Source organism: Roseococcus sp. SYP-B2431 (assembly GCF_004336745.1).
GTDB lineage: Bacteria > Pseudomonadota > Alphaproteobacteria > Acetobacterales > Acetobacteraceae > Roseococcus.
Window position 1 is genome coordinate 15,523 of sequence record NZ_SJXD01000028.1, and the last position, 15,289, is coordinate 30,811.

16 protein-coding genes are annotated in these 15,289 nt (G+C 72.1%); 3 read left to right on the top strand and 13 right to left on the bottom strand.

Features of this window, described 5'->3' with window-relative positions:
* Positions 1-266 precede the first annotated feature (266 nt).
* Positions 267-2,000 carry an MFS transporter gene (locus EJV46_RS18390; protein ID WP_240782641.1) on the top strand — a complete coding sequence of 578 codons (1,734 nt, stop codon included), beginning with the start codon at positions 267-269 and terminating at the stop codon, positions 1,998-2,000.
* A 278-nt stretch (positions 2,001-2,278) separates the two neighbouring features.
* Here the strand turns inward: EJV46_RS18390 and EJV46_RS18395 are convergent, their stop codons facing one another.
* The 10 genes from EJV46_RS18395 to rpiB form a co-directional block, all read right to left on the bottom strand.
* On the bottom strand, positions 2,279-3,454 hold the full coding sequence (locus tag EJV46_RS18395) for an MFS transporter (RefSeq protein WP_240782642.1): 1,176 nt from the start codon (positions 3,452-3,454) through the stop codon (positions 2,279-2,281).
* A gap of 33 nt (positions 3,455-3,487) precedes the next feature.
* Entirely contained in the window at positions 3,488-4,447 is a 960-nt protein-coding gene (gene thiL / locus EJV46_RS18400) for a thiamine-phosphate kinase (RefSeq protein WP_131550175.1), read from the bottom strand.
* Complete coding sequence (gene nusB, locus EJV46_RS18405) at positions 4,444-4,938, bottom strand: transcription antitermination factor NusB (RefSeq protein ID WP_240782643.1); 495 nt, start codon at positions 4,936-4,938, stop codon at positions 4,444-4,446. The genes thiL and nusB overlap by 4 nt, the downstream gene beginning before the upstream one ends.
* Positions 4,939-4,943: 5 nt before the next feature.
* Positions 4,944-5,444 (bottom strand): 6,7-dimethyl-8-ribityllumazine synthase, encoded by a 501-nt coding sequence (ribH, locus tag EJV46_RS18410; protein ID WP_131550177.1) that lies wholly within the window; start codon positions 5,442-5,444, stop codon positions 4,944-4,946.
* Positions 5,441-6,565 (bottom strand): 3,4-dihydroxy-2-butanone-4-phosphate synthase, encoded by a 1,125-nt coding sequence (gene ribB / locus EJV46_RS18415; protein ID WP_131550178.1) that lies wholly within the window; start codon positions 6,563-6,565, stop codon positions 5,441-5,443. Before ribB ends, ribH begins: the two co-directional genes overlap by 4 nt.
* Positions 6,562-7,164, bottom strand: a complete 603-nt coding sequence (locus EJV46_RS18420; RefSeq protein ID WP_131550179.1) for a riboflavin synthase — start codon at positions 7,162-7,164, stop codon at positions 6,562-6,564. Before EJV46_RS18420 ends, ribB begins: the two co-directional genes overlap by 4 nt.
* Positions 7,165-7,167: 3 nt before the next feature.
* Positions 7,168-8,262 carry a bifunctional diaminohydroxyphosphoribosylaminopyrimidine deaminase/5-amino-6-(5-phosphoribosylamino)uracil reductase RibD gene (ribD, locus tag EJV46_RS18425; protein WP_131550180.1) on the bottom strand — a complete coding sequence of 365 codons (1,095 nt, stop codon included), beginning with the start codon at positions 8,260-8,262 and terminating at the stop codon, positions 7,168-7,170.
* Positions 8,263-8,278: 16 nt separating this feature from the next.
* Positions 8,279-8,731: a transcriptional regulator NrdR gene (gene nrdR, locus EJV46_RS18430; RefSeq protein WP_131550181.1), complete on the bottom strand. Its 453-nt coding sequence runs from the start codon at positions 8,729-8,731 to the stop codon at positions 8,279-8,281.
* A 152-nt stretch (positions 8,732-8,883) separates the two neighbouring features.
* Positions 8,884-10,182 carry a serine hydroxymethyltransferase gene (glyA, locus tag EJV46_RS18435; RefSeq protein WP_131550182.1) on the bottom strand — a complete coding sequence of 433 codons (1,299 nt, stop codon included), beginning with the start codon at positions 10,180-10,182 and terminating at the stop codon, positions 8,884-8,886.
* 103 nt (positions 10,183-10,285) lie between these two features.
* Entirely contained in the window at positions 10,286-10,729 is a 444-nt protein-coding gene (gene rpiB / locus EJV46_RS18440) for a ribose 5-phosphate isomerase B (protein WP_240782644.1), read from the bottom strand.
* Positions 10,730-10,885: 156 nt separating this feature from the next.
* Between rpiB and EJV46_RS22915 the strand changes: the two genes are divergently transcribed.
* A complete protein-coding gene (locus EJV46_RS22915; RefSeq protein ID WP_165585605.1) occupies positions 10,886-11,281 on the top strand; it encodes a cupin domain-containing protein in 396 nt (131 codons plus the stop codon).
* Here EJV46_RS22915 and EJV46_RS18450 read toward each other — a convergent pair.
* A complete protein-coding gene (locus tag EJV46_RS18450) occupies positions 11,278-12,939 on the bottom strand; it encodes a dihydroxyacetone kinase family protein (protein WP_131550185.1) in 1,662 nt (553 codons plus the stop codon). The genes EJV46_RS22915 and EJV46_RS18450 overlap by 4 nt on opposite strands.
* Positions 12,940-12,996: 57 nt before the next feature.
* On the bottom strand, positions 12,997-13,554 hold the full coding sequence (locus tag EJV46_RS22920) for a tetratricopeptide repeat protein (protein WP_165585606.1): 558 nt from the start codon (positions 13,552-13,554) through the stop codon (positions 12,997-12,999).
* 162 nt (positions 13,555-13,716) lie between these two features.
* Between EJV46_RS22920 and EJV46_RS22925 the strand changes: the two genes are divergently transcribed.
* Positions 13,717-14,319, top strand: a complete 603-nt coding sequence (locus EJV46_RS22925; protein ID WP_165585607.1) for a hypothetical protein — start codon at positions 13,717-13,719, stop codon at positions 14,317-14,319.
* Here EJV46_RS22925 and EJV46_RS18460 read toward each other — a convergent pair.
* Entirely contained in the window at positions 14,273-15,253 is a 981-nt protein-coding gene (locus EJV46_RS18460; RefSeq protein ID WP_131550187.1) for a tripartite tricarboxylate transporter substrate binding protein, read from the bottom strand. The two genes, EJV46_RS22925 and EJV46_RS18460, sit on opposite strands and share 47 nt — an antisense overlap.
* Positions 15,254-15,289: the final 36 nt, after the last annotated feature.

The window sequence follows — 15,289 nt, forward strand, 5'->3', positions numbered from 1 at the left end:
TATATTCCACGGCGACATGGCGAAATCGCAATCTGCCCTCGGGGCGAAGTCCTGTTTGGGCTCCCTCTGCGGGTTTTTCCGCCTCGTACCGGCCAGCTATTCTCGATTGCAGAATATCCCGTTACTAGAATAAATTACGGAAACTTCATTAATCGTTAAGTTGATCCGGCCCGGCCGGGACGGGCAGAAGGGAAAGAGCGACCTGGGCGCTCCGAGCGCGTCGAGGCGTGCATCACGGCCGAGTGGCCGCCAAGAAAGGGTTGGGAATGTCCGCACAAGCAGGGGGGGCCGCGAGGCCCATGACGCCCGGCGAGAAGAAGGTGATCTTCGCCTCCTCGCTGGGCACCGTCTTCGAATGGTACGACTTCTACCTCTACGGCAGCCTGGCCGTGATCATCGGCGCCAAGTTCTTCAGCCAGTTCGACCCGAACACGCGCAACATCTTCGCGCTGCTGGCCTTCGCCGCCGGCTTCCTGGTCCGTCCCTTCGGCGCGCTCGTCTTCGGCCGCCTGGGTGACCTCGTCGGGCGCAAATACACCTTCCTCGTCACCATCGTCATCATGGGCGCCTCGACCTTCATCGTCGGCATCCTCCCCACCTCCGACCAGATCGGCATCACGGCCGCGGTCATCCTCATCATCCTGCGCCTGCTGCAGGGTCTGGCGCTCGGCGGCGAGTACGGCGGCGCCGCGACCTATGTGGCCGAGCACTCGCCCCCCGGCCGGCGCGGCTTCTACACGAGCTGGATCCAGACCACGGCCACCATGGGCCTCTTCCTCTCGCTACTGGTGATCCTCTTCACCCGCACGGCGCTGGGCGAGGCGGCCTTCGCCGATTGGGGCTGGCGCATTCCCTTCCTGCTCTCGATCGTGCTGCTCGGCATCTCGGTCTGGATCCGGCTGCAGCTGCAGGAGAGCCCGGCCTTCCAGAAGATGAAGGCGGAGGGCACCGGCTCCAAGGCGCCGCTTGCCGAGGCCTTCGGCCAGTGGAAGAACGCCAAGATCGCGCTCATCGCCCTCTTCGGCCTGACCATGGGCCAGGGCGTCGTCTGGTACACGGGCCAGTTCTACGCGCTGTTCTTCCTGCAGAGCATCCTGAAGGTGGACGGCTATACGGCGAACCTGCTGATCGCCTGGTCGCTGATCCTGGGCACCGGCGGCTTCATCTTCTTCGGCTGGCTGTCCGACAAGGTGGGCCGCAAGCCGATCATCCTGCTGGGCTGCGCGCTCGCCGCGCTGACCTACTTCCCGCTCTTCCAGATGATGACGCGGGAGGCGAACCCGGCGCTCTACCAGGCCCAGCAGACCATCCCGGTGACCGTCGTCGCCGCGCCCGGCGACTGCAACTTCCAGTTCAACCCGACCGGCACGGTGACCTTCACCACCTCCTGCGACATCGCCAAGGCGGCGCTCGCCGGGCTGTCCATCCCCTACCGGACCGAGACCGGACCGGCCGGTTCGCCCGCGGTGGTCCGTGTCGGCAATTCCAGCGTGACCTCCTTCGACGCCAACCAGGCCGGCACGGGCGTGGCGGCGGCCCGCGCGACCTTCACCCGCGAGCTTACCACGGCGCTGACCGCGGCCGGCTTCCCGCCGGCGGCCAACCCCTCGGTCGTGCGGATGGCGCATCCCTTCGACATCTTCCGCCAGCAGCCGGGGATGATCATCGGGATCCTGTTCATCCTGGTGATCTACGTGACCATGGTCTACGGGCCGATCGCCGCCGCGCTCGTGGAGCTCTTCCCGACGCGCATCCGCTACACCGGCATGTCGCTGCCCTACCATATCGGCAACGGCTGGTTCGGCGGCCTGCTGCCGGCCACGACCTTCGCGCTGATCGCGGCCACGGGCGATATCTACTTCGGCCTCTGGTACCCGATCATCTTCGCGGTCGCGACGGTCATCATCGGCCTGATCTTCGTGCCGGAGACGAAGGACCGCGACCTCTTCGCCGAGGACCATGCGCCGGTCCGTGCGCCGGGCTACAGGCCGGCGGAGTAGTTCCCTCACACGCGATCGCGTGACGGGCGCCGGGGGGAAACCCCCGGCGTTCTTTTTTTATGCCCTCAAACGGCGGGCGGCGGCTCCGCCGCCTGGCCTTCGCCGCGCGAGAGTCCCGCAGATCGGGAAGGTCGGGTGGGCGGCGCCGGCCGCCTTGCGGCCGGAGGGTTCCCATCTCAAACGGCGGGCGGCGGCTCCGCCGCCTGGCCTTCGCCGCGCGAGAGTCCCGCAGCTCGGGAGGTGGAGCGGGCGGCGCCGGCCGCCTTGCGGCCGGAGGGTTACCGCGCCGCAGCCGCCACCCGGCCCGTCCCCCGCGCCCTCTGCCAGGCCAGCAGCGCCAGCGCCGCCACCAGCGGCGGGATCAGCGTCAGGTTCAGCACGCTCCAGCCCAGGCGCGCATGCACGTAGCCCGAGAGGAAGGCCGTGCAGGCCACCGTCCCGAAGACGATGAAGTCGTTCGCCGCCTGCGCCTTCACCCGCTCCTGCGGCGCGTAGCTCGCCGCCTGCAGCGAGGTCGCGCCCACGAACATGAAGTTCCAGCCCAGCCCCAGCACCGCCTGTCCGACGGCGAAATGCGTGAAGGTCTCGCCGGAGAGCAGCACCACGACGCAGACGGCCGTGAGCAGCGCGCCCGCCACGATGACCGGCCGCACGCCGAAGCGCTGGATCAGCCGCCCCGTGAAGAAGCCGGGCGCGAACATCGCCAGCGCATGCAGCTGCACCACCGTCGAGGAATCGCTGATCGAGAAGCCGCAGAGCTGCATCTCCAGCGGCGTCGCCGTCATGGCGAGGTTCATCGTGCCATAGGCCACCATGCCGGCGACGACGGCGGTGACGAAGGTCGGGCGCCGGATGATGTCGCCGAGCGGCGTCGCAACCTTGGCCCGGGCCGGCAGCGGCGGCAGCTTGAGCCCGCTCAGCAGCACGAGGGTCGCCAGCGGGACCAGCCCCATCACGATATAGGTGCCCAGGAAGACATGCGGCAGGAAGGCCTGGTGCGTGTGCTTCACGATCTCCGGCCCGAAGAGGGCGGAGAGGACCGGCCCCGCCATGACGAGCGCGATGGCGCGCGGGCGATAGGCCGGCGTCGCCGCCTCGGCCGCGGCGAAGCGGTAGTGCTGCGCCACGCCCCAGCTCAGCCCCGCGAGCGCCGCGCCCAGGCAATAGACCCAGAAATCCTGGTGATAGACGCCGAGCCCGAAGGCCACCGAGGCGAGGATCGAGACGCCGGCACCAGCGAGGAAGCCCGCCCGCCGCCCCCAGCGGGCGAAGACGTAGGAGGCCGGGATCGAGGCCGTCATGCTGCCGGCCATCTGGATGGCCATGGGCAGCGTCGCGAGCGCGATGTCGGAGGAGAGGCTGCGACCGATCAGGGCGCCCATGGTGGCCTGGCCGATCATCGTCAGGTTCATCAGCGCCTGGCAGAAGAACAGCCGCCAGACCGTGACGCGCATCGCGCGATCCCCGGAAGGATTCTCAACCGACATTCAGAAGTGGCTCCATCCCCCCCGCGGCAGGCTTATTTCGCGGCCGTTCGGGTCGAGCAGCTTCACATCCGTCGCGCCGGCCGTGAAGCGCCCGATGCGGGTGACGGCCGTGCGCGCGGCGCGGCCGGCCTCGGCCACGCGGGGGGCGTCCTCCGGGGCGGCGGCGAAGAGCAGCTCGTAGTCGTCGCCGCCAGTGAGGATCAGCGGCAGCAGCGCCGAGTCACCCGCCAGCGCGGCCCGCGCGCCGTCCGAGAGCGGCACCGCGGCGGCCTCGATCTCCGCGCCGCAATCCGCGAGGCGGCAGAGATGGCCGCAATCCTGGGCGAGGCCGTCCGACACGTCCAAGGCGGCCCGCGCGACGCCGCGCAGCGCCTGGCCGAGGGCGAGGCGCGGCCGGGGCAGCCGGTAGCGGCCGGCGAGGAAGCCGTCATCCGCCAGCCTGCCCCGGGCGGCGCGCAGCCCGAGCGCCCCATCGCCGATGGTCCCCGAGACCCAGATCTCGTCGCCCGCCCGGGCGCCCCGGCGCAGCAGCGCCTGCCCCGGCGGCACGGTGCCCAGGATGGTGAGCGAGAGCGTGACCGGCCCCGGGGTGGAGACGGTGTCGCCACCCAGGACGGAAAGCCCGAATTCTGCCTGGTCGGCCGCCAGCCCGGCGGTGAAGCCTTCCAGCCACAACGGCGGCGTGCCCTTCGGCAGCGCCACGGTCATCAGATAGCCGAGCGGCGCCGCGCCCATGGCCGCGAGGTCGCTGAGGTTCACCCGCAGCAGCTTGCGGCCGATGGTCTCCGGCGGGTCGTCCGGCAGGAAATGGACGCCGGCCACCATCGCATCCGCCGCCAGGACCAGCTGGCCCGCAGGCGCGTCGAGCACGGCGGCGTCGTCGGAGAGCGCCAGGGCCCCCTCCGCCGCCAGCGGCAGGAAATGCCGCGCGATGAGGGAGAATTCCGGGGGCAGGCTCACCCCCCGTTGAACTCCTCGGCCCGCAGCACGCGCGCCATCGCGTCCAGCACGCCGTTGCAGAAGCGCGGCTCCTCGCCGCCGAAGAAGCCATGGGCGATGTCCATGTACTCCTTGATGACGACGCGCGCCGGCGGCCCGCCCATGTCGCGCATCTCGCCGCCCGCCGCGCGCAGGATGGCGCGCAGCACCGGGTCCAGCCGCGTCATCGCCCAGCCGGCGGCGAGATGGGAGGCGATCACCTGGTCCAGATCCTCGGTGCCGGTGGCGGCGCCGCGCAGGATGCGCGCGAAGAGCGGCACGTCCGCCTCCTCCACGCGCCCGTCCTCGAAGCCCTCCTGGCCCGGAACGGCGCCGAGGCGATGGCGCACGAACTGGTCCAGCACCGTCTCGATGGGGTCGCCCGACTGCTCGGCCTGGAAGAGCGCCTGCACCGCGGCCACGCGGGCGCCGGTGCGCGGGCGGCCCGGATTGGGCTTCGGAAGCTTCGTCACGGTCTTCACGCCATGCGCCATTTGCGGCGCAGCGCGACCTGGAGCAGAGCGGCCTGGGCCGCCTCGGCGCCCTTGTTGTGCCCGTCGTCGCTGGAGCGCTCGATCGCCTGCTGCAAGGTGTGGACCGTCAGCAACCCGAAGCCGATGGCCGCCCCGGTCCCCACGGCCACGCTCATCACGCCCGAGCAGGCCTCGCGGCAGATGTGGTCGTAATGGTCCGTGTCGCCCTTCACCACGCAGCCCAGCAGCACGAAGCCGTCCCAGAGGGGCGGCTCCTCCGGGTGCTCCATGGCGTCCAGCGCCATGCGCAGCGCGGCCGGCAGCTCGAAGGCGCCCGCCACGTCCACCACTTCCAGCACGCCGCCGGCCTCGGCGACGACGCGCTCGACGCCGCGGCGCATGCCGCCCACGACCTGATCGTAATAGGGCGCCTGGATCAGCAGGATCCGGGGCGCCGGCCCCTCGATGCGGACGGTGTCGCGCTTCGGTCCGTCGACGGTGCTCACGCCTTCTCTCCCACCACGGGCCGGGTCTCGACCACGCGCAGACCCCAGCCCTCCAGCCCGACCACCGGGCGCGGGTTGTTGGAGAGCCGGATGATGTCCTTCAGCCCCAGATCCGCCAGGATATGCGCGCCGATGCCGTAGTCGCGCAGCTGCGGCTGGGCCTTGCCGTTGCGGCGCTTGCGGATCTGCTGGCTGATGCCGTCGTGCCGCCAGTCGCGCAGCATGACGACCACGCCCCGCCCCTCGGCCGCGATCGCCTCCATGGCGCCGTGCAGCTCGCGGATGCCGCGGCCGCCGACCATGTCGTTGAGGATGCTCGCCGCGTGCATGCGCGTCAGCACGGGCTGCGGCCCGGTGATGTCGCCCTTGATGAGCGCGATGTGCTCGCCGCCCTCGACCGCGCCGGCATAGACGATGATGCGCCAGTCGCCGCCCACCGCATGGGCCACCTCGCCCTCCTCGACGCGGCGCACCAGCCGCTCGGTGCGGCGGCGATACCCGATGAGGTCGGCGATGGTGCCGAGCTTCAGCCCGTGCAGCTGGGCGAACTGCACCAGGTCCGGCAGGCGGGCCATGGTGCCGTCGTCGTTCATGATCTCGCAGATCACGCCGGCCGGGTTCAGCCCGGCGAGGCGGGCGAAGTCCACCGCCGCCTCGGTGTGGCCGGCGCGGACCAGCGTGCCGCCGTCGCGCGCCACCAGCGGGAAGACGTGGCCGGGCGTGACGATGTGCTCGCGCGAGAGCTCGGGGTTGATGGCCACGGCCACCGTGCGCGACCGGTCGGCGGCGCTGATGCCGGTGGTCACGCCGTCCCGCGCCTCGATGGAGACGGTGAAGGCCGTCTGGTGCCGCGTGCCGTTGCTCTGCGCCATCAGCGGCAGGCCGAGCTGCTCGACCCGCGGCCGCGTCATGGCGAGGCAGATCAGCCCGCGCGCGAAGCGGGCCATGAAGTTGATCGCGTCCGGTGTCGCGAATTGCGCGGGGATGACGAGGTCGCCCTCGTTCTCGCGGTCCTCGTCGTCGACCAGGATGAACATCTTCCCCCGGCGCGCCTCCTCGAGGAGCTCCTCGGTGGGCGTGATGAAGTCGTGGAAGGTGGTGGTACGGGTGGCAAGGCTCACGCACGGAACTCCAGGAGCCGGGCGACATAGCGCGCCAGGGTGTCGATCTCGATGTTGACCCCGTCGCCCGGCTGCAGCGTGCCGAAGCTGGTCACGGCGGTGGTGTGGGGGATGATGTTGACCCCGAAGCTCTCCCCGTCAACCTCGTTGACCGTGAGCGAGACCCCGTCCACCGCGATGCTGCCCTTCACGGCGATGAGCTTCGCGAGATCGGCGGGCACGCCGAAGCGCCAGCGGACCGAGGCGTTCTCCGGCAGGGCCGAGATCACCCTCCCCACCCCGTCCACATGGCCGGAGACGAGATGGCCGCCCAGCTCGTCGCCCAGCCTCAGGCTGCGCTCCAGGTTGACCCGGTCCCCGGCCTTCCAGCCGCCCATGGTGGTGCGGGAGAGGGTCTCGGCGCTGGCATCGACGGCGAAGCTGTCGCCGTTCAGCTCCACGGCGGTCAGGCAGATGCCCGAGCAGGCGATGGAGCAGCCGAGCTCGGCGCCCGTCAGGAAGTCCGGCGAGACGCCGATGACCAGGCGCATGTCGTGGCCGCCGCCGACCGGCAGGACCTCGCGCAGCGTGCCGAGGGCGGTGATGATCCCGGTGAACATGCGCTATTCCTTCACGTAATCGCTCATGATGTCGGCGCCCAGGCGCCGCGAGTCCAGCAGGCGGAAGCGCGGCATGGCCGCAAGCGGCCCGACTCCGAGGCTGCCGAGGCTTGCCAGCCCCTCCGCGCCCAGCGCGGCCGGGGCATGGAACCACACCAGCCGGTCCACCAGCCCCGCCTTGAGCAGCGAGGCCGCGAGGTTGGCGCCGCCCTCCACCATCACCCGGGTCACGCCCCGGGCGCCCAGCGCCTGGAGCATGGCGCGCGGCTGGAGCCCGCCGCCGGCGGTGCGGCGGATCGTCACCACCTCGACGCCGGCCGCGATAAAGGGGGTCAGGCTAGCCGGGCGATGGCCGGCGCCGGTCAGCACCCAGGTCGGCTGGGACCGCGCGCCGGCGACCAGCTTCGAGCCCAGCGGCAGGCGCAGCCGGGCATCGGCCACCACACGCAGCATGGGCACGGGGTCCAGGCCGGGGATGCGGCAGTCGAGCTCGGGGTCGTCGGCGATGGCGGTGCCGCTGCCCACCATCACGGCGTCGTGCCTGGCCCGCAGGGCATGGACGGCGCGGCGGGCGCCCTCGCCCGTGATCCAGCGGCTCTCGCCCGAGGCCGTCGCGATGCGCCCGTCCAGAGTGGAGGCGAGCTTGAGGGTGACGATGGGCAGGCCCTGGGTGACACGGCGGATGAAGCCGGCGTTCAGCGCGGCGGCCTCCGCCCCCATCAGCCCCTCCTCGACCGCGATCCCGGCCGCGCGCAGGCGCGCGAGCCCGCGCCCGTCCACCCGGCCGTCCGGGTCGCGCAGCGCCACCACGACGCGGGAGACGCCGGCGCGGATCAGCGCGTCGCAGCAGGGCGGCGTGCGGCCGTGATGCGAGCAGGGCTCCAGCGTCACATAGGCGGTGGCGCCGCGCGCGGCCTCGCCCGCACGGGTGAGGGCCTCCACCTCGGCATGCGGCCGCCCGCCGGGCTGGGTCCAGCCGCGGGCGATCACCACGCCGTTCTTCACCAGCACGCAGCCCACCGAGGGATTCGGCCAGGTATTGCCGAGGCCCCGCGCCGCGACCTGGAGCGCGGCCCGCATATGGGCCTCGTCACTCATCAGGGCCCCGTCTTTGTCACGGAGTGTCCAGGCCGCCGAGGAAAGCCTGGAAGTCCTTGGCCTCGGAGAAGTTCTGGTAGACCGAGGCGAAGCGCACATAGGCCACCTGGTCCACGCCCTTCAGCGTGTCCATGACCATCTCGCCGATGCGGCGCGAGGAGATCTCGGCATCCGTCTCCATCTCGAGGCGGCGCTGGATGCCGTTGAGCAGGCGCTCGATCTGGTCGTCGCCGATGGGCCGCTTGCGGCAGGCGATGCGGATGGACTTGCCGAGCTTGTCGCGGTCGAAGGGGACGCGGCGGCCGTCGGTCTTGAGCACGGTGAGCTCGCGCAGCTGCACCCGCTCGAAGGTCGTGAAGCGATTGCCGCAGGCCGGGCAGAAGCGCCGCCGCCGGATGGAGGAGCCGTCGTCGGAAGGACGGCTGTCCTTCACCTGGGTCTCATCGTTACTGCAATAGGGACAACGCATTTTACGCCCTCAAACGCCGGGCGCCGGCTCCGCCGGCTTGGCTTCGCGCCCTGTCATGGATCGCCAGCTCAGCGGTCGGTCGCGGCGCGCCGGCCGCACGTGCGGCCGGATTCTCTCAACCCGTGCTGATCCTAGCAGGAGATCGCGCGCCCTCAGTAGATGGGGAAGCGGGCACAAAGCGCCTTCACTTCCTCGGCCACCGACTTCTCCACCGCCGCATTGCCCTCGGCCGAATTCGCCGAGGCCAACCCGTCCAGCACGCGGCCGATCAGCTTCGCCACCTGCTGGAACTCCGCCTCGCCGAAGCCGCGCGAGGTCGCGGCCGGCGAGCCCAGCCGCACGCCCGAGGTCACCATGGGCTTGGCCGGATCGAAGGGGATCGCGTTCTTGTTGCAGGTGAGATGCGCGCGGTTCAGCGCCGCCTCGGCATCCTTGCCGGTGAGGTTCTTCGGCCGCAGGTCCACCAGCATCAGGTGATTGTCCGTGCCGCCGGTCACGATGCCGAAGCCCTGGGCCTTCAGGCTGTCGGACAGCGTCGCGGCATTGGTGACCACCTGGCGCGCATAGGCGCGGAAGTCGGGGCGCAGCGCCTCCGCGAAGGCCACGGCCTTGCCGGCGATGACATGCATCAGCGGCCCGCCCTGGAGACCGGGAAAGACGGCCGAGTTGATCTTCTTGGCGAGCGCCTCGTCATTGGTGAGGATCAGCCCCCCGCGCGGGCCGCGCAGCGTCTTGTGCGTGGTGCTGGTCGTGACATGCGCATGCGGCACCGGCGAGGGATGCGCGCCGCCGGCGACCAGGCCCGCGAAATGCGCCATGTCCACCATGAAATAGGCGCCCACCTCGTCCGCGATCTCGCGGAACCGGGCGAAGTCCCAGTGGCGGGCATAGGCCGAGCCGCCGGCGACGATGACCTTGGGGCGGGACTCGCGGGCGATGCGCGCGACCTCGTCCATGTCGATCAGCTGGTCCTCGCGGCGCACGGTATAGGGCGCCACCTTGAACCACTTGCCCGACTGGTTGGCGGGCGAGCCATGCGTCAGATGCCCCCCGGCCGCGAGGTCGAGGCCCATGAAGGTGTCGCCGGGCTGCATCAGCGAGAAGAACACGGCCTGGTTGGCCTGGGCGCCGCTATGCGGCTGGACATTGGCGAAGCCGGCGCCGAAGAGCTGCTTCACGCGCTCGATGGCCAGCGTCTCGGCCACGTCCACGAACTCGCAGCCGCCGTAGTAGCGGCGGCCGGGATAGCCCTCGGCATACTTGTTGGTGAGCACCGAGCCCTGCGCCTCCAGCACGGCGCGGCTGACGATGTTCTCCGAGGCGATGAGCTCGATGCCGTCCTGCTGGCGGACCAGCTCCTTGCCGATGGCATCGGCGATCTCGGGATCGGCTTCGGCGATTCCGGCCTGGAAGAAGCGGGCGGGGAGGAAACGGGCGGCAGCTTCGTTCATCGCGGACGGTCCTTCGGCGTGTCCCGCGGGGCATATCACAGGCCGCGCGGGGCGGGATACCGGGGGCGCCTCGGGCCAGGCCGGTCCCGACGGCGTGACGGGCTCAGGCGAGCGCGGATTCGGCGCTCAGCTTGTCGATCCGGCGCTGGTGCCGGCCGCCCTCGAACTCCGTCGCGAGGAAGGCCGCCAGCGCGTCCAGCGCCACCTCCGCGCCCAGGGTGCGCGCGCCGAAGCAGGCGACGTTGGCGTCGTTGTGCTGGCGGGTCAGCCGCGCCTCGGTGGAGTTGTGCAGGTTCACCGCGCGGATCGCCGCATGCCGGTTCGCCGCGATGCACATGCCGATGCCCGAGCCGCAGACCAGCACGCCGAAGCGCGCCTCGCCGGAGGCGACCTTGGCCGAGACCTGATGGGCATAATCCGGATAATCGACGCTCGCCTCGTCGAAGGCGCCGGCGTCGAGCACCTGATGGCCGCCGGCCTCGAGCGCGGCGAGAAGGGCCCGCTTCAGCGGCAGGCCGGCATGGTCGGATCCGATGGCGATGATCATGGCGCGGCGCATAGCACGGTGGTCCGGCCCCTCGCCTCGCGATCTCGTCATGGCCGCCCGGCGTGGGCCTCCAGGAAGGCGGCGGCGCCGCGAGAATTTCCTAGGCGGCCTGGCGTCGCCGATTCTAGGCTCCGCCCCCGTCCGGAGGATGAGCCGATGCGCCTTGCCGTGCCGCTCTTCGTCGCCTCGGCCGCCATGGCGCCCGCCGGGGAGCAGGCGCCGGCCCAGCCGGAGCTGCTGCTGCGCGAGACCATCGCGGGCATGCCGCGCGGCGAGCGGCAGGAGGTGCAGGTGCTCGCCGCCACCATCGCGCCGGGGCAGAGCACCATCTTCCACACGCACAGCTTCCCCGTGACGGTCGTCGTGCTGGAAGGCACCTTCACGCTGGACCTGCAGGGCCGCGGGACCGTGACCGTCCCCGCCGGCCGTTCGATGATCGAGCCGCCGAACGTGCCGATGACCGGCCACAACCGCAGCGCCACGGAGCCGGCCCGGGTGATCATCTTCTACGTGGCCGATCCGGGCACGCCCTTCCTGCACCCGCTGCCCTAGCCGCCCGGCCCGGCCAGGGCGCGCAGCCAGATCGCCACGGCCGCCGCGCCCGCATCGGGGGCGCCCACCGCGCGGGCGCCGAGATAGCTGGCCCGGCCGACGCGCGGCAGCATGGCGGCCGTCGCGGCCGCGCCCTCCTCGGCGGCCAGCGCCGCGGCCTGGAGGCCGCCCGCGGCGAAGGCCTCCGCCGCCGGGTGCAGGGCATCCAGCATGGTGCGGTCCCCCGGCTTCGCGCCGCCCAGCTCGCCGACCGAGGCGACGGCCAGGCGGAAGGCCTCGGCCCAGTCGCCCGGCTCCGGCGAGGCCGGCAGCGCGCGGGCGGCGCGCAGCAGCGCCGTCGCGTAGAAGGGACCGGAGCTGCCGGCCAGGGCGCGGCGCAGCGTGCCTGCCATCGCCTCGAAGGCCGTCGGCGGATCGGCCCAGGCGCCCTCCGGCAGGGCGCGCAGGGCCTGGGCGCCGCGCCGCATGCTGATGCCGAGGTCGCCGTCGCCGGCCCGGCTGTCGAGGTCGGTCAGATGCGCCTCGGCCGCCTCCAGCGCGGCGGCCACGGCCAGCGCGCCACGCTTCAGCGCGGGCGCCAGCAGGCCGGCCGGCATGGGCGGCGCGGGCAGCGGCGCGGGCGCGGCGGCGAGCATGTGGCGCGAGGGCTCGACGCGGCCGGGGCCGGGCCAGGCCGGCGCCTCGGCATGGCCGTCCAGCAGCGCGAGGCGTGGGCTGTCCACCCGCAGCACCGAGAGCGAGACGCCTGGCATCTCCAGCGCCGAAAGAAAGACGCCGGCCCAGGCGCGCTCGACGATGATGCCCCTCCCCCGCAGCACGGCGAGCGCCCGTCGCGCCACGATCGCCAGCTCCATCGGCGGCGTGCCGCCCAACCCATTGACCATCAGCACCACATGCTCGCCCGAGCGCAGGCCGCGATCCTCGACGATGGTGGCGAGGATGCGGTCCACCAGCGCATCCGCCGGCTGCAGCGGCCCGCGCTCCACGCCCTGCTCGCCATGGATGCCGAGGCCCAGCTCGATCTCCGCCTCGCCGATCTCGAAGCCCGGGCGACCGGCGGCCGGGACCGTGCAGGCGCCGAGCGCCACGCCCATGGTGCCGAGGTTCGCGGCGGCGGCGCGGGCCAGCGCGGCGACCTCCGCGACCGGCTTGCCCGCCGCCGCGGCGGCGCCCGCCACCTTGTGGATCAGCACCGTGCCGGCGATGCCGCGGCGGCGGTCGGGGGGTACGGTGTCCCGCAGGGCCACGTCGTCGGCGACGACCACGATCTCGGTGGGAATGCCCTCGGCGCGGGCCAGCTCGGCGGCGAGGCCGAAGTTCAGCCGGTCGCCGGTGTAGTTCTTCACGATCAGCACGGCGCCGGCCGGGCCCGCGGCGCCGCGGATGGCGGCGAGCACGGCGTCCACGCTGGGCGAGGTGAAGACGTCGCCGGCGATGGCCGCCGTCAGCAGGCCGGGGCCGACATAGCCCGCATGGGCCGGCTCATGCCCCGAGCCGCCGCCGGAGAGCAGCGCCACGTGCCGGTCGGCCGGCACCGGCAGCCCGGCGCGGACGACGACATCCTCGTCCGGCAGCAGCGCGAGCCCGGGGTGAAGATCGCAGATGCCCTCGAGCATCTCGCGCACGACGTGGCGCGGATCGTTGACCAGCTTCTTCATGGTGGATCCTCCGGGTCGGCACGCAGGTTGGCCCATGCGCCGCGATTGGGGGAGAGCCTACATCTCCTCGCCTTCCGCCTTGCGCAGCAGCTCGCGCAGGCGCTCGTGGCCGCCGGCGAGGCGGGGATGCATGGCGAGCACCGTTTCGTGGCTGAGCAGGGCACCGCGCAGGTCGCCGGCCTCCTCCTGGAGGCGAGAGAGGCTGATCAGCGCCGGGAAGTGCCGCGGGTCGAGGCGCAGGCACTCGCGCAAGTCGGCCGCGGCGGCCACGCGGTCGCCCGCCTGGGCATGGGCCTGGGCGCGCCAGTGCCAGGCATCCGCGAGGCCGGGCGCCAGGGTGATGGTGGCGTCGAAATCCTCCAGCGCGTCGTCGGCCTGGTTGGCGCGGAGGTTGCGGACGCCCCGGTTGAGCAGCAGGCCCACGGCCGCCGTGGCCTGCCGCCCCCAGATCTGACGGATGGCGGCCTCGGCCAACTGGGCCCCGCGATCGTCCGGCGCGTCGCGCAACGCCTCGAAGGCGCGCTCCAGGTCGCGCTGGGCCTGCGCCACGCCGGGAGCGGGCTGGGCGAAGGCGGCGGGGGCGAACAGGAGCAGGGCGAGCAGAGCGCGACGCATCGGCGGATGTTCGGCCCGCGCGCATCCGGAAGCAAGGGAAGTGGGGCGGCAGTCGCCCGGACGCCCCGGCAACGGCGCGATGAATCGGGATCCTTGACAGTCCTCCGCGAGAAGCTTGGGGCGGAACCCGGACGGCAGTATGGCTCGGCCGAGGGGAAAACCATGTCCCAGCGCGACGACAGTCTCAGCCAGTACATGCTCGGAACCATGGGCGGCGGGAATGGCGGCCTGGACGCCGCCTATGGCCAGATGCACGCCATGATGGCCGCGGAAGACCGCCGCCAGGCGGAGTGGATGAAGAGGCAATTCCCCGAGCGGCCGAGACCGCCCCTCACCCCGCAGGAGGTCGCGCGCAACCGGAAGGTCCTGGGCTGGCTGGTCATCTATGTCATCGTGATGACGGCCGCCGTCCATCACTTCGGCTTCCGCCCCCTCTGGGGCTATTGCGCGATGCTGGTCATCGAGACCGCCCTCTGGATCGGCATCGAGGCTGGGTCCGTCTGGCGGTGGGGACGATGGGCAGGCCTGCTCCTGCTCGCATTGGCCGGCGGCCTCGCGACATCCGCGGTCGTCGGCACGATCCGCTGGGCATGGCGGGCCGCGAAGATGGGCATGAGGATGGCCCTCAAAGCGCTCCTTCGCGCCCTGCACTGGCTCGGGCGAGGTCTCGCGCGCGGCGGGCGTTCGGTCTGCAGGCGGCTGGTCCGGTCGCCCCGCTTCAGTTCCGGCCCATCCGCAGCCCCGTCTCGCGCACGATCGACCTGAACTTCTCCAGCTCCGAGGCCGCGAAGGCGCGCGTGCTCTCCGGCGTCGAGGGACCGGCCGGGTCCACGCCGGCCTCCGCCAGCCGGCGCCGCAGCGTGGGCTCGGCCAGCGCGTCCATCGCCGCCCTGTTGAGGCGCGCGAGCAGGGGCTCCGGGATGCCCTTGGGCCCCTGCACCACGTTCCAGGTCACGATGTCGAAGCCGTCGAAGCCGCTTTCCTGCATGGTCGGCACGTTCGGCAGCAGCGGGTGGCGCGCCAGCGAGGTCACGGCGAGCGGGCGCGAGCTGCCGTCGCGGACATGCGGGTAGGCCGAGGCCAGCACCTCGGCCGAGAACTCGACCTCGCTTTTGCGCATGGCCTCCAGCACCGCCGAGCCGCCGCGATAGGGCACGTATTCGCCCCGGAACCCGGCGCGATGAGCGAAGAGCGAGCCGGTCAGATGGCCGATGCCGCCCGTGCCGGAGCTCGCCCAGAGCGGCGGTGCCGAGCCGGACTTCGCCGCGCTCACCAGCCCGGCCAGGCTGCGATGCGGGCTGGCCCCCGGCACGATGAGGAGCATCGGCCCGCCGCCGAGGATGGCGATATGGGTGAAGTCCTCCACCGCGTCGTAGCGCACCGTGTCCGGCAGCGCCGCGGGATTGGTGCCCTGGCTGGAGGCGGACTGCACGGCCAGCGTGTAGCCGTCGGGCGCCTGCCGCGCGACGAATTCCGCGCCGATCGAGCCGCCGGCCCCGGCCCGGTTGTCGATGATCATGCGCGCATGGGGCGCGAGGTGCGGCGCCATGCGATCGATGAGCAGCCGCGCGGCGATGTCCGTGGAGCCGCCGGCGAGGAAGCCGACGACGACGTTGATCGGGCGTTCGGGATAGCTCGACTGCGCGCGCGCCGGCGCCGCCAGGAGGGCGGGCGCGGCCAGCAGTGTTCTGCGCTTCATCGTCGTTCGCTCCCGAGGCGTTGTTCGGAAGCTAGA